This window comes from Streptomyces sp. McG3 (genome assembly GCF_018619185.1).
Classification (GTDB): domain Bacteria; phylum Actinomycetota; class Actinomycetes; order Streptomycetales; family Streptomycetaceae; genus Streptomyces.
In genome coordinates, this window is the sequence record NZ_JAAXYC010000221.1 from 1 (window position 1) to 13376 (window position 13376).

The 13376-nt window shown below is 71.1% G+C and carries 13 protein-coding genes and 1 pseudogene; 6 read left to right on the plus strand and 8 right to left on the minus strand.

Features of this window, described 5'->3' with window-relative positions:
- The first annotated feature begins 338 nt into the window (after positions 1–338).
- Both HET64_RS27745 and HET64_RS27750 read left to right on the plus strand, forming a co-directional pair.
- Entirely contained in the window at positions 339–1325 is a 987-nt protein-coding gene (locus tag HET64_RS27745; RefSeq protein ID WP_215109895.1) for a fatty acid desaturase, read from the plus strand.
- Entirely contained in the window at positions 1322–2008 is a 687-nt protein-coding gene (locus HET64_RS27750) for a TetR/AcrR family transcriptional regulator (RefSeq protein ID WP_215109896.1), read from the plus strand. Before HET64_RS27745 ends, HET64_RS27750 begins: the two co-directional genes overlap by 4 nt.
- Before the next feature lie 19 nt (positions 2009–2027).
- Here the strand turns inward: HET64_RS27750 and HET64_RS27755 are convergent.
- Positions 2028–2390, minus strand: a pseudogene (locus tag HET64_RS27755) (VOC family protein); the annotation flags it as partial.
- Positions 2387–3199: a trans-aconitate 2-methyltransferase gene (locus HET64_RS27760; protein WP_215109897.1), complete on the minus strand. Its 813-nt coding sequence runs from the start codon at positions 3197–3199 to the stop codon at positions 2387–2389. The gene HET64_RS27760 and the pseudogene HET64_RS27755, both read right to left, overlap by 4 nt.
- A gap of 89 nt (positions 3200–3288) precedes the next feature.
- Here HET64_RS27760 and HET64_RS27765 point away from each other — a divergent pair, with 89 nt between their 5' ends.
- Positions 3289–3786 (plus strand): MarR family winged helix-turn-helix transcriptional regulator, encoded by a 498-nt coding sequence (locus HET64_RS27765; protein WP_215109898.1) that lies wholly within the window; start codon positions 3289–3291, stop codon positions 3784–3786.
- On the opposite strand, the gene HET64_RS27770 is transcribed toward HET64_RS27765, so the two are convergent.
- A complete protein-coding gene (locus HET64_RS27770; RefSeq protein ID WP_215109899.1) occupies positions 3742–4521 on the minus strand; it encodes a response regulator transcription factor in 780 nt (259 codons plus the stop codon). The two genes, HET64_RS27765 and HET64_RS27770, sit on opposite strands and share 45 nt — an antisense overlap.
- A 246-nt stretch (positions 4522–4767) precedes the next feature.
- On the opposite strand from HET64_RS27770, the gene HET64_RS27775 reads away from it, so the two are divergent.
- Positions 4768–5208, plus strand: a complete 441-nt coding sequence (locus HET64_RS27775; RefSeq protein ID WP_215109900.1) for an N-acetyltransferase — start codon at positions 4768–4770, stop codon at positions 5206–5208.
- A gap of 21 nt (positions 5209–5229) precedes the next feature.
- On the opposite strand, the gene galK is transcribed toward HET64_RS27775, so the two are convergent.
- Genes galK through galT form a run of 3 tightly spaced genes read right to left on the minus strand, consistent with a single transcriptional unit; the run spans position 5230 to position 8467 of the window.
- Positions 5230–6432 carry a galactokinase gene (galK, locus tag HET64_RS27780; RefSeq protein ID WP_215109901.1) on the minus strand — a complete coding sequence of 401 codons (1203 nt, stop codon included), beginning with the start codon at positions 6430–6432 and terminating at the stop codon, positions 5230–5232.
- Positions 6429–7427, minus strand: coding sequence for a UDP-glucose 4-epimerase GalE (galE, locus tag HET64_RS27785; RefSeq protein ID WP_215109902.1), 999 nt, complete (start codon positions 7425–7427; stop codon positions 6429–6431). The genes galK and galE overlap by 4 nt, the downstream gene beginning before the upstream one ends.
- Positions 7424–8467 carry a galactose-1-phosphate uridylyltransferase gene (gene galT, locus HET64_RS27790; RefSeq protein WP_215109903.1) on the minus strand — a complete coding sequence of 348 codons (1044 nt, stop codon included), beginning with the start codon at positions 8465–8467 and terminating at the stop codon, positions 7424–7426. Before galT ends, galE begins: the two co-directional genes overlap by 4 nt.
- A 225-nt stretch (positions 8468–8692) precedes the next feature.
- Between galT and HET64_RS27795 the strand changes: the two genes are divergently transcribed.
- The gene (locus HET64_RS27795) at positions 8693–10363 is read left to right on the plus strand and encodes a sodium:solute symporter family protein (RefSeq protein ID WP_215109904.1); all 1671 of its coding nucleotides are present in this window, start codon (positions 8693–8695) and stop codon (positions 10361–10363) included.
- A 15-nt stretch (positions 10364–10378) separates the two neighbouring features.
- A complete protein-coding gene (locus tag HET64_RS27800; RefSeq protein ID WP_215109905.1) occupies positions 10379–10693 on the plus strand; it encodes a hypothetical protein in 315 nt (104 codons plus the stop codon).
- A 42-nt stretch (positions 10694–10735) separates the two neighbouring features.
- On the opposite strand, the gene HET64_RS27805 is transcribed toward HET64_RS27800, so the two are convergent.
- The gene (locus HET64_RS27805; RefSeq protein ID WP_215109906.1) at positions 10736–11446 is read right to left on the minus strand and encodes a response regulator transcription factor; all 711 of its coding nucleotides are present in this window, start codon (positions 11444–11446) and stop codon (positions 10736–10738) included.
- A 271-nt stretch (positions 11447–11717) separates the two neighbouring features.
- Positions 11718–13376 (minus strand): PQQ-binding-like beta-propeller repeat protein (locus HET64_RS27810; protein ID WP_251145965.1); only part of this gene is annotated, 1659 nt, incomplete at its 5' end.

Sequence of the window (13376 nt, forward strand, 5' to 3'; positions counted from 1 at the left end):
GGTGGTGGGGACGGGTGGCGGGGTCCGGGGCCCTGCGGCTGGCAGCGGTGCTGTCGCCACGCCCCGACGAGCGGGTGCGGACCGCGCTGTCCGACGCTCCCAGGATAGGTGTCGTCGCAGGCGGCGTGTCCGTTGCCCCGACGGGGTCGCGGTCGCCGCCCGGGACACCCGGGCCTCTATCCCCTTACCCAGTGGGCGGGCGGGGTATAGCGCGGGACGGGCTGGAGCGGCCTCTCGTGTTGTGGGGCCCGTCACTGCCATACTTACCAAGCCGTAGGTTACGGAACCGTAGCCACGGCCGTCCGCGTCTTCTCCCTCACCCTCAGAGGTATCCCCCCATGCCGAGCACTCCTCATGTGATCGACGAGACCGAGCCTCCCGGGGCGGCCGAGGCCGCGTTGCCCCCCGGCACGCTGGGCGGCGACAACAAGCGGTCGATCGAGCAGTTCGCGCTGCTGGCGTTCATCGTGGTGCCGTTCGTGGCCCTGGTCGCGGCGGTGCCGCTGGCGTGGGGCCGGGGGGTGAGCTGGCTGGACCTGGGGCTGCTGGTGGCGATGTACTTCATCGGCTGTCACGGGATCACGATCGGCTTCCACCGGTATTTCACGCACGGTTCGTTCAAGGCGAAGCGGCCGTTGCGGATCGCGCTGGCCGTGATGGGTTCGCTGGCGGTGGAGGGTCCCCTGGTGCGGTGGGTGGCCGATCACCGCAAGCACCACCGGTTCTCGGACGCGGAGGGTGATCCGCATTCGCCGTGGCGGTTCGGGGAGAGCCTGCCGGCCCTGATGAAGGGGCTGTGGTGGGCGCACATCGCATGGATGTTCGACGAGGAGCAGACGCCGCAGCAGAAGTACGCCCCCGATCTGATCAAGGACCCGGCGATCCGGGGCATCTCGCGGCACTTCCTCTCCTTCACGATCGTCTCGCTCGCCATTCCGCCGCTGGTCGGGGGGCTGGTGACGATGTCGTGGTGGGGTGCGGCGACGGCGTTCTTCTGGGGTTCGCTGGTGCGGGTGGCGCTGCTGCACCATGTGACCTGGTCGATCAACTCGATCTGCCACGCGGTGGGCAAGCGGCCCTTCAAGTCCCGTGACCGGTCGGGGAACGTGTGGTGGCTGGCGGTGCTGTCGTGCGGTGAGTCGTGGCACAACCTGCACCACGCGGACCCGACGAGCGCCCGGCACGGTGTGATGCGGGGGCAGATCGACTCCAGTGCCCGGCTGATCCGCTGGTTCGAGATGGCGGGCTGGGCCACGGATGTGCGGTGGCCGGATGCCGAGCGTATCGACTCCCGGCGCACGTCCGTTCCGGCCGACGCGGCATGATTGACGACGTGGCGACCGACGGCAGCACGAGCAGCGAGAAGAGCAGGACCTCCCCCTCCCGCCGGGCCCGGCGGGTCCGGATGACGGGCAAGGAGCGCCGCGAGCAGCTGCTGGACATCGGGCGCGCCCTCTTCGCCGACAAGGGTTTCGAGGGCACTTCGGTGGAGGAGATCGCGGCGCGTGCCGGGGTGTCCAAGCCGGTGGTGTACGAGCACTTCGGCGGCAAGGAGGGCCTGTACGCGGTGGTGGTCGACCGCGAGATGCGTCAGCTGCTGGACATGGTCAACGGGGCGCTCACGGCGGGCCACCCTCGCGAGCTGCTGGAGCAGGCGGCGTTCGCGCTGCTGGACTACATCGAGTCGTACACGGACGGTTTCCGGATCCTGGTGCGGGATTCGCCGGTGGCGCAGTCGACGGGCACGTTCGCGTCGCTGATCAGTGACATCGCCACGCAGGTGGAGGACATCCTGGGTCTGGAGTTCAAGGCCCGGGGCTTCGATCCGAAGCTGGCCCCGCTGTACGCGCAGGCGCTGGTGGGGATGGTGGCGCTGACGGGCCAGTGGTGGCTGGACGTGCGCAAGCCGAAGAAGGCCGAGGTCGCCGCCCATCTGGTGAATCTGTGCTGGCACGGGCTGGAGAACCTGGAGGCGAAGCCCCGGCTGATAGGGCACCGGAAGAACTGATCCTCGCAACCTGTTCGCTCAGGAACTCCAGCCGGTTGCCGGCCGGGTCGTGCGCGTAGAAGCGGCGGTGGCCGGGGAGGGCCCCGTCCCACTCGACGGCGACGCCGTGGGCCTCCAGGTGGGCCGCGTACGCCACGATCCCCGTCACGCGCAGGCCCGGGTGGGCCTTCTTCGCCGGGTGGAAGTCCTCCTCGATGCCCAGGTGGAGCTGGACCGGGCCGGAGGCGAACCAGCAGCCGCCGCGGGCGGCGAGCACCGGGGGTTTCGGGATCTCGGTCATGCCCAGGGCGCCGGCGTAGAAGGCGCGCAGGGCGTCCTCGGAGCCGGGCGGGGCGGCCAGCTGTACGTGGTCGACGGCGGCGAGGCCCACCGGAGCGGTCATGGCTTCTCCTTGCGGGCGACGGCGAAGATGCGGCGGAACGGGAAGACCGTGCCGTACGGGCCGGGCGGATAGGCGTCGCGGAGCAGGTCGCGGTATTCGGTGAGGAAGGCGTCGCGGGCCGCCGGATCGTCGGCCAGGGCGGTGAGGACGGGGCGCAGCGCGGTGCCCTTGACCCAGTCGAGGACCGCGTCGTCACCGTGCAGGGTCTGGAGGTAGGTGGTCTCCCAGACGTCGGCGGCGCAGCCCAGGTCGCGGAGGCGGGTGAGGTAGTCGGTGGGGTCCAGGGCGGAGGCGGTGCGGTCGCCGATGCCGTGGAGCAGGGGGCGCCAGCGGTCGGATGCGCGGAGGGCGGCCAGGAGGGTGTGGCTGGGGGCGGTGAAGTTGCCGGGGACCTGGAAGGCGAGGGTGCCGCCGGGGGTGAGGGCGTCGAGCCAGCGGGGGAAGTGTGCGGCGTGGCCGGGGATCCACTGGAGTGCGGAGGTGGAGACGATCAGGCCGTACGTCTCGGTGGGCGTCCAGGTCACGGCGTCGGCCTCGGCGAAGTCGAGCAGGGGCGGCCGGGCGTGGGCGGCGGCTTCGGCGAGCATCTCGCGCGAGGTGTCGTAGCCGGTGATCCGGGCGCCGGGCCAGCGGTCCGCGAGGAGGGCGGTGACGTTGCCCGCGCCGCAGCCGAGGTCGGCGATGCGGGGCGCGGGGTGGCCGGGGAGGTCGCCGATGCGGGCCAGGAGGTCGTGGAAGGGGCGGGTGCGGTGGTCCGCGTGGCGCAGGTACTGCTGCGGGTCCCAGGAGGGCTGGTCGGGTGCGGTCATGGGGAACAGGATCACGCCCAGAATCTCTTGATGTCAAGACACTTGAATTCAAGAGACTTCATGTCGAGGGACCCTCTACACTGATCGACATGGAGGACGAGGTCGACCGACTGGTCGCTGCATGGCGCCGAGAGCGCCCCGACCTCGACGTGGAACCACTCGAGGTGCTCAGCCGCGTCTCCCGCCTGGCACGCCACCTCGACCGGGCCCGCCGCATAGCCTTCTCCGAGCACAACCTGGAGCCGTGGGAGTTCGACGTGCTCACCTCGCTGCGCCGCGCGGGCCCCCCGTATCAGCTCTCCCCCGGCCAGCTCCTCACCCAGACCCTGGTCACCTCGGGCACCATGACCAACCGCATCGACCGGCTCACCAAGAAGAACCTCGTCGAGCGGCTGCCCGACCCGAGCGACCGGCGCGGCGTCCTCGTCCGGCTCACGGCCGAGGGGCGCGACAAGGCCGACCAGTCGCTGGCCGGACTGCTCGACCAGGAACGCGCCATCCTCGGCGAGCTCTCCCGCCATCAGCGCGGCGAACTGGCCGGGCTACTGCGCCAGTTGACTGCCCCGTTCGACAACATTCCCACTTAGGACCTGCGGCTCGGCGGGGCCGACCCCTGCCCGGCGGGCCAGCGCCACCGCGGCCAGCGTCGAGTGCACCCCCAGCTTGCCCAGTACGTTCTGCATATGGGTGCGCACCGTGTGCGGGGACAGGAACAGCCGCTCGGCGACCGCCTTGCGGCCGAGCCCCGCCACCATGCAGCGCAGCACCTCCCGCTCCCGGGGCGTCAGCGACTCCACCAGCCGCTCGCTCTCGGTGCGGTGCTTGCGGGCGGCGGTCAGCTCCCGCAGTACGCCGGTGAGCAGCGCGGGCGGCAGATGCGTCTCGTCGCGCAGCACGCCCCGTATCACCGCCAGCAGCCGCTGCAGCGAGCAGTCCTTGGCCACCCAGCCCGAGGCGCCCGCCTGGAGCGCCCGTGCGGCGGCCCGCGGGTCGTCCTTCTCGGCGAGCACCACCGACCGGACGGCGGGCCGGCCCGAACTGACCCCGGCGACCAGGGAGATGCCGTCGACGACGCCCGTCTCCTCCTGCCGGGGCCCGGGGACGGCGTGCGCGCCGCCGGCCGTCAGGGCGCCCAACTCGGCGTCCACCAGCAGCACGTCGTAGCCGCGCCCCTCGGCGGCGGCGCGCTCCAGGGCGCGCAGCGCGGCCGGGCCGCTGCCCGCCGCGGACACGTCCACGTCGGGCTCGGCCGCGAGGGCCGCCGCGAGCGACTCGGCGAAGATGCGGTGGTCGTCGACCACCAGAACCCGGATACGCGCCACAGAACCCCCATCGGTGGGGGCGGACAGCTGCGGGTACGGCGCCCGGAGGCCTCGGTGCGGCCCGCTGTGCTCCGGCCGCCGCCTTCGCACCGCCTGCCGCCCCGCCCCCGGGCGCCGTACCCGGCTCTCTCGCTCCCCTGAATGAGCACCGGCCCCCACCGGTGCTGAGCATCAGCGTACGGGTGGGGGCCACGGGGGGAAGGCGATTCGCCGAACTGGTTGCCCCGGGTGTTTAGGGTGTGCTTCATGTTCCGTCTTGAGACAGAAGTAGACAAAGAACGTCGTATTCTGCTGAGCGGGCGTCTGCACGAGGACAACATCGCGGCCGCGGCCGGCCTGCGTGCGCTGCTCTCCACCTCCGCCGAGCACGAAGTTCCGCTGGAGGTCTGGGCGTCGGACGAGCACGGGGCCCTGGCCGGTGGGCTGACCGGGCGGACCTGGGCGTACTGGCTGCATGTCGATCTGCTCTGGGTCGACGCCCCGCACCGGGGCTGCGGCCTCGGCGCGCGCCTGCTCGCCGAGGCCGAACGGACCGCCCGCACCGAGCGCGCCTGCACCCGGTCGCGGCTGGAGACCTGGGACTTCCAGGCCCCCGGCTTCTACCGTCGACAGGGGTACGAGGAGATCGGCCGGGTCACGGACTACCCGCCGGGTGTCACCGAGTTCATCCTGGTCAAGGAGCTGTGAACCCGGTGCGCCGCGGCGGGCTCAGCGCAGTCGGCGCGCCCCGGGCGAGGGGATGGCGTCGAAGATCCCCGGGGCCGTGTGTCCGGCCGCCGCGAACGCCTCGCTGACGGCCTTGGCCACGGTGTCGGCCGCCGTCTCCTCCACCAGGACGACCGCCGAGCCGCCGAAGCCGCCGCCGGTCATCCGCGCACCGAGCGCCCCGGCCTCGTTCGCCGCCTCGACCACCAGGTCCAGTTCGGGGCAGGAGACCCGCAGATCGTCGCGGAGCGAGCGGTGGCCCTCGTTCAGGACGGGGCCCGCGGCGCGTACGTCGCCCGCGTCGAGCAGCGCGATGACCTGCTCGACCCGGCGGTTGTCGCCGACGACATGGCGCACGTAGCGGACGACGGACTCGTCCGCCCCGGCGTCGGCGAGCGTGGTGAGGGCCGCGGCGAGGTTCTCGTGACGCAGGTCGCGCAGCATCGGTATGCCGAGCAGCCGGGCGCCCTCCTCGCAGCCGGCCCGGCGCTCCGCGTACGCCCCGTCGCCGAGCGCGTGCTTGACCCGGGTGTCGACGACCAGCAGCGTCAGGCCCTGGGCGGCCAGGTCGAAGGGGACCTGGCGCAGGGAGAGGTCGCGGGTGTCCAGGTGGAGGGCGTGGCCCTCGACGCAGCAGGCCGAGGCCATCTGGTCCATGATCCCGCAGGGCACGCCGACGAAGTCGTTCTCGGCGCGGCGGCCGACGACGGCGAGTTCGGGTCCGGTGAGGCCCAGGTGGAAGAGGTCGTTCAGGGCCAGCGCGGTGACGACCTCCAGGGCGGCGGAGGAGGAGAGTCCGGCGCCCGTGGGCACGCTGGAGGTCAGCGCGATGTCCGCCCCGGTGACCGGGTGCCCGGCCTCGCGCAGCGCCCAGAGCACCCCGGCGGGGTAGGCGGCCCAGCCGTGGCCGGAGTGCGGGGCGAGTTCGTCGACGCGCAGCGAGACGACGCCGCCGGGGACGTCGGAGGAGTACAGGCGCAGGACGCCGTCGTCGCGGCGGGAGACGGCCGCGACGGCGGTGTGCGGGAGGGCGAGCGGCATGACGAAGCCGTCGTTGAAGTCGGTGTACTCGCCGATCAGGTTCACTCGTCCGGGTGCCGCCCAGATGCCGTCGGGCTCGCCCCCGTACAGCTCGGCGAAGGTGGCGGCGGGGTCGGTCCCGGACAGCTCCACGGAGGTCGCGGGCGGCTCGGTGGTCTCGCTCATGGGGTGGTCGTGTCCTCTCGGCGGGCGAACTGCCAGGCGTCGGCGATGATTCCGGCCAGGTCGGCGCGGGAGGGCTGCCAGCCGAGGCGCTCGACGGCGGTGGCGGCGGAGGCGACGAGGACGGCCGGGTCGCCGCCGCGGCGGGGGGCGGCCGTCTCGGGGACGGGGTGGCCGGTGACCTTGCGGACGGTCTCGATGACCTCGCGGACCGAGAAGCCGTTGCCGTTGCCGAGGTTGCAGATCAGGTGCTCGCCGGGGGCGGCGGCCCGAAGGGCCAGCAGGTGGGCGTCGGCGAGGTCGGCGACGTGGATGTAGTCGCGGACGCAGGTGCCGTCCGGGGTGGGGTAGTCGTCGCCGTAGACGGAGATCGACTCGCGCTGTCCCAGGGCTACTTGGAGGACCAGCGGGATGAGGTGGGACTCGGGCGCGTGGCGTTCGCCGCACCTGCCGTAGGCCCCGGCCACGTTGAAGTAGCGCAGCGAGACGGCGGCCAGGCCGTGGGCGGTGGCCTCGCCGCTGATCATGTGGTCGACGGCGAGTTTCGACGCGCCGTAGGGGCTGGTGGGGGCGGTGGGGTCGGTCTCGGTGATGGGGCTGGAGACCGGTTCGCCGTAGGTGGCGGCGGTGGAGGAGAAGACGAGGGTGCGCACGCCGTGCTCGCGCATCGCGGCGAGCAGGGCGGTGGTGCCGCCGACGTTGTTGACCCAGTACCTCTCCGGGTCGACGACGGACTCGCCGACCTGGGAGAAGGCGGCGAAGTGCAGGACGCCGTCGTAGGAGGGGTCCAGATGGCGGGCGGCGTCCTGGATGCGGCCCTCGATGAACGCGGCTCCGGCCGGGACGCCCGCCCGGAAGCCGGTGGAGAGGTCGTCCAGGACGGTCACCGTGTGCCCGGCCTCCAGCAGATGCTGGGCGACGACGCTGCCGACGTAGCCGGCGCCGCCGGTGACCAGGTACTTCTTCGGGAGCTCGCCGACGTTCGGGGAATCGCTCACTTGCTCGCTACCTCTCGCAGTCGCTCGGCCGCGGCCTCCGGCGGCACGTCGTTGATGAACACGCTCATGCCGGACTCGGACCCCGCGAGGAACTTCAGCTTGCCGGAGGTCCGGCGAATGGTGAAAAGCTCCAGGTGCAGGGCGAAGTCCTCCCGTCCGGGGACCCCGAACGGCGCCTGGTGCCAGGCGGAGATGTACGGGGTCGGCGGTTCGCCGGGTCCGAAGATCCGGTCGAAGCGCCTCAAGAGTTCCAGATAGACCTGTGGGAACTCTGTCCGCGCCTCCTCGTCCAGCTCCCGCAGGTCGGGGACGCGGCGGCGGGGGTGGAGGTGGACCTCGTAGGGCCAGTGCGCCGCGTACGGGACGAAGGCGGTCCAGTGGTCGGTGGCGAGGACGACCCGCGAGCCGTCCTTCTCCTCGCGGGCGACCACGTCGTCGAAGAGGTTGCGGCCGGTCTCCTCGCGGTGGCGGGCGGCCGAGCGGAGCATCAGCTCGGTGCGCGGGGTGACGAAGGGGTAGCCGTAGATCTGGCCGTGCGGGTGGCCGAGGGTGACGCCGATCTCGGCGCCCCGGTTCTCGAAGCAGAAGACCTGGGTGACCTGGTCGAGTGCGGCGAGTCCGGCGGTGCGGTCGGTCCAGGCGGCGAGGACGAGGGCGGCCTGTTCCTCGGTGAGGTCGGCGAACGACGCGTCGTGGTCGGAGGTGAAGCAGACGACCTCGCAGCGGCCGGAGTCGCCGGCGAGGGAGGGGAAGCGGTTCTCGAAGACGGCGACGTCGTAGTCGCTGTCGGGGATCTCGCCGGCGCGTCCGTCGCGCGTGGGGCAGAGCGGACAGGCGTCGGCCGGCGGGTGATAGGTGCGTGCCTGGCGGTGCGAGGCGATGGCGACCGCGTCACCGAGCAGCGGGTCGCGGCGGATCTCGGACGAGGTCGAGACGGGATCCAGCAGGCGGTGGTCGACGGCGTCGCGGACGGTGTCGTCCGCGGAGTCGTAATAGATCAGCTCACGGCCGTCGGCCAGGGTCGTAACCGTCTTCTTCACCAGGGTCCTCCACCCATTCCTCCCAACATAATCGCACATAACAAATCACAAGCAAACACGCGCGTCAATGACCGCGAGCATCCGCACCCCAGGGGCGGCATACCCGGACATTCACCCGCACTCGATCACGATCGAACAAAGAACCCCAACGAGACTGTTCATTTCTCGAACACATAGGCGTAAGTTCCGACGGGTTCAGTTCGCGCAACGAAGCGAGTACCCCCCATGCACACACTTGCCGAAGGGCTCCGGCTCCCCACGAACGGGCTCGACTACGCCATCCTGGCGATCTACTTCGTCGTCGTGCTCGGCATCGGCTTCGCGGCCCGTGCCAGTGTGAAAACGAGCCTCGACTTCTTCCTCTCCGGACGGTCACTGCCCGCCTGGGTGACCGGGCTCGCCTTCGTCGCGGCGAACCTCGGCGCCACCGAGATCCTCGGCATGGCGGCCACCGGCGCGCAGTACGGCGTCGCGGTGGTGCACTGGTACTGGATCGGCGCGATCCCGGCCATGGTCTTCCTCGGCCTGGTGATGATGCCGTTCTACTACCGCTCCAAGGTGCGCTCCGTGCCGGAGTTCCTGCTCCAGCGGTTCGACAAGTCCGCGCACCTGCTCAGCTCCGTGCTCTTCGCCTTCGCGGCGATCCTCATCGCGGGCGTCAACCTCTACGCCCTGTCGATCGTCGTGGAGGCGCTCCTCGGCTGGCCCCAGTGGGTCGCGATCGTCGTCGCGGGCCTGTTCGTGCTGGTCTACATCACGATCGGCGGGCTCTCCTCGGCGATCTACAACGAGGTGCTCCAGTTCTTCGTCATCCTGGCCGCGCTGATCCCCCTCACCGTCCTCGGCCTGAAGCGGGTCGGCGGCTGGGACGCGATGAGCGACTCGCTGACGAAGCAGCACGGCGGGGACTTCATGACCGCCTGGGGCGGCACCGGCATCGGTGACGCCAACCCGCTGGGCGCCAACTGGCTGACGATCATCCTGGGTCTCGGCTTCGTGCTGTCCTTCGGCTACTGGACGACGAACTTCGCCGAGGTGCAGCGCGCCCTGTCCGCGAAGAACCTCTCCGCCGCCAAGCGCACCCCGCTGATCGCCGCCTTCCCGAAGATCTTCATCGTCTTCGCGGTGATGATCCCGGGGCTGGTCGCCGCCGTGATCGTGCCCAAGATCGGCACCCCGGACTCCGACCTCACCTACAACGACGCGATACCCCTGCTGATGCAGGAGCTGCTGCCCAACGGCGTGCTCGGCATCGCGGTGACCGGTCTGCTCGCCGCGTTCATGGCGGGCATGGCGGCCAACGTGTCCTCGTTCAACACGGTGTTCACCACCGACATCTGGCAGCGGTACGTGGTGAAGGACAAGCCCGACGCCTACTACCTGCGCTTCGGGCGGCTGATCACGGCGATCGGTGTGCTGGCCTCGATCGGCACGGCGTTCATCGCCGCCAGCTTCTCGAACATCATGAGCTACCTCCAGACGCTGTTCTCGTTCTTCAACGTCCCGATGTTCGTCGTCTTCATCATCGGCATGTTCTGGAAGCGGGCCTCGATGAAGTCCGGTGTCTGGGGCCTGGTCGCGGGCACCGGGGCCGCGATGGTCAACTACTTCTGGATCTACAAGGGCGGGATCGTCGACATCCCGTCCGACCAGGGCGCCAACTTCGTCTCCGCGATCGTCGGATTCGTCGCCGGAGCCGTCGTCATGGTCGCCGTCACCCTCTTCACCGCGCCGAAGCCCGAAGCGGAACTGGCCGGTCTGGTGTACGGGACGGAGTCGCCGGACCCCGACGAGGCACTCGACGAGGCCGACAGCGCCTGGTACCGCAAGCCCGCGCTGCTCGGCTGGGGCGCGGTCGTCCTCGCCGCCGTCTGCTACATCCCCTACTCGCTCTGATCGGAGGAACTCACCATGTCCGACCTGCACAAGGAAGTCTCCGAGCTGGAGCGCAAGTCCGCCACCGCCGCCCGTCTCTTCGACATCCGGCGGATCATCGGCGGCCTGTTCGTGGTCTACGGAGTGATCGTCACCATCGCCGGCATCAGCCCGTCCGACGCCGACCTGAAGAAGGCCGAGGGCGTCCACATCAACCTGTGGACGGGCCTCGCCATGCTGGCGCTCGGCCTGTTCTTCCTGGTCTGGATGAAGCTGCGCCCGGCCGAGGCCCCGGCGGCCCCGGAAGCGGACCCGGCCCCGGGCCCGAAGCCGGAGTCCGACGCGGGCTGACCCGCCCCACCGCTCGTCCGCCGTGCCCGCAGGGGCCGTACGTCACCCGCGCTGTCCGGGGATGTACGGCCCCTGCCGCGTGCCGCCGTTGTCCGCGGCCCTCTCCAACAGTCCCGTACGGGCCGCGAGGGCGGCCGCCTCCAGGCGGGAGCCGACGCCGAGCTTCATCAGGACCCGCTGGACGTGGGTGCGGGCGGTGCTCGGGGCGATGTCCATGCCGGCCGCGATCAGCCGGGTGCCCTCGCCCTCGGCGACCCGCACCAGCACCTCCGCCTCGCGCGGGGTCAGCATCCGCAGCAGCCGCCGCCCCTCGTCGTCGGGCTGGGCCGCCGGGTTGAGCAGTTCGGCGAAGGCCCCCCGCAGCAGCAGCGGGGCGATGGCGCTCTCCCCCGCCCGCGCCTTGAGCATGGCCCGCTCGACGCCCTCGATGCGCTCGTCGTGCCGGACGTACCCCGCGGCCCCGGCGGCGAACGCCGCGGCGATCCCGCGCGGGCTGGGGACCGGTCCGAGGACCACCACCGCCACCTGCGGGCGCTCCTGGCCGATGCGTACGATCGGGTCGAAGACTCCGGGGGCGGCGGGCGAGGCCGTACCGAAAAGGCAGACCTCCGGGGCCCTGCTGACGACCAGTTCCGCTGCCCCGGACGTCGGCGCCGCCGCCGCGAGCACCCGGTGCCCGCGCAGCTTCAGCGCCGAGGCGAGTGCCTCGGCGAGCAGCCGGTGATCGTCGACCACCATGAGCCGCACACCCACGGTCCTCACCCCAAAACCCTTGTTACGCCCGGCCCCCCGGACTCCTGCCCCGGCAAGTTACACGCTTGTTCGACGCCGCGCGGCCCTTCCGTGGGAGAAGCCCCCCGGAATGCCGAATTCTGCGCCATTCGGGCCTCGTTGACCTGCGTTCATGGCTCGTTGACCGGCACGTCGCGATCACTTCGCGGGCGGAAAACGATCGGCCCCGCCGGTGAGGTGATCGACCGGCGGGGCCTGGCACTGCGGGACGCTCCCCTGGGGAGCGCGGTGATCAGTCGGCGCGGTAGGCGACGACGAGGTAGCGCTTCTCGTCGGGGTTGACGGTGCTGGGCTTGTGGACCGAACTGCTCGCCATGAAGAACCGGCCGTCGGTGTAGAGGAGTTCGCCCGTGTCGACGGAGAACCGCTTCTCCGCCTCCCGGACGGTCTCGTCGCTCGGGTTCTCCATCAGCAGGGTCTGCTCAAGGGTCTCGCCGTCGATGGAGACGACCTGGCCGCCCTTGTCGTAGGGGCCCTCCTTGTAGGCGATGATGCTGGTGCCGTCCATCCGGAGCGGCGTCAGGGTGTGGCGGTCGCCCGCGTCCGCCCGGCCGCCGAGGAGCTTTCCGGTGGTCAAATCGAAGGCGACGATCTCGTTCGTGTCGCCGTACTCGCTGGTTCCGTCGTGCCTCTCGGTCGGCAGGTAGAGCCGGTTGTTGCCGACGGCCATGTGCTTGCACTGCTCGACGTCCGTGGAGCCGCATTCCGCCGCGTACTTGTCCGCGTCGGCGGGGATGCGGACGATCAGCTTGCCGGTGGCCGCGTCGATCGAGAAGAAGTCGGAGATGCTGCTGCCGTCGCCTGCGGTGTCGCCGACGTCGGCCGCGACCACCAGCGGCTTGGTGGAGACGATGCTCGCGTAATCGACGCCCGCGGGCATCTGGTACGAGGACAGCGGCGCCCCGGTCGTCGGGTTCAGCGCCTGCACGGTGAGCTGCGGGCTGTCGGACGTGCCGCACCTGCGGACCACGGCGAGGGCTTCGCCTCCCGCGTAGCCGCGGTCGTAGCAGCCGTCCGCGCCGACCTTCGGCTTCCAGAGTTCGGCGCCGTCGGCCAGCTTGAAGGCCGCGCCGCCGGAGGTTCCGCCCGCGGCGACGGTGGTCCCGCTGAGCGTGACCTCGTCGAAGCGGATCGGCCGGTCACCGCCGGTGGCGGAGGTGACGCTCTTGCTCCACAGGAGCTTGCCGGCGCTCAGGTCGATCACGCCGACCTGGTTGCACGACGGGTACTTGTTCTCCTTGGTCGCCTTCGTCTCCTGGAAGACGATGGCCGCCTTGTAGTCCTTGCTCGTGTGCCGGGACACGGTGCAGATGTCTCCGGCCAGCGGGAAGGACCAGAGCTTGGTGCCCTTGTCGCGGTCGTAGCCGGTGACCTCGGCGATGCCGGACTTGACGTACGCCTTGTCGGTGACCCAGGAGCCCGCGACCGTGGTGATGTCGGTGACCACCGGCTCCGGGAACTGGAAGGCGACCTTGGACTTGGTGTTGGCGGGCGCCTTCTCCGCGCCGCCGGCCAGGCCGCCCTCGCCGCCCTTGCCCTCGCCGCCGGTGGCGCCGGACGAGGAGGCCTCGTTCGTGCCGCCCTTGTCGTCGCCGGTGGAGGCGTAGATGATCCCGCCGCCGATGATCAGCACCACGGCGACGGCCGCGGCGACGATGATCTGCATCTGGGTGGAGAACTTCTTGCCGCCGTCGCCGGCCGGCTGCGGGGCCCCGTACTGCGGCTGCATCGGCTGGGTCGGGTAGCCGTACCCCTGCTGGGGCATCCCGGGCTGTCCGGGTCCCTGCGGGTAGCCGTAACCCTGCTGCGGGGCCTGGGGGTAGCCGTAACCGTTGGGCTGCGGCGCGGGCGGGGTGGGGTAACCACCGGCCGGCGGCGGGGTGCCGTAGCC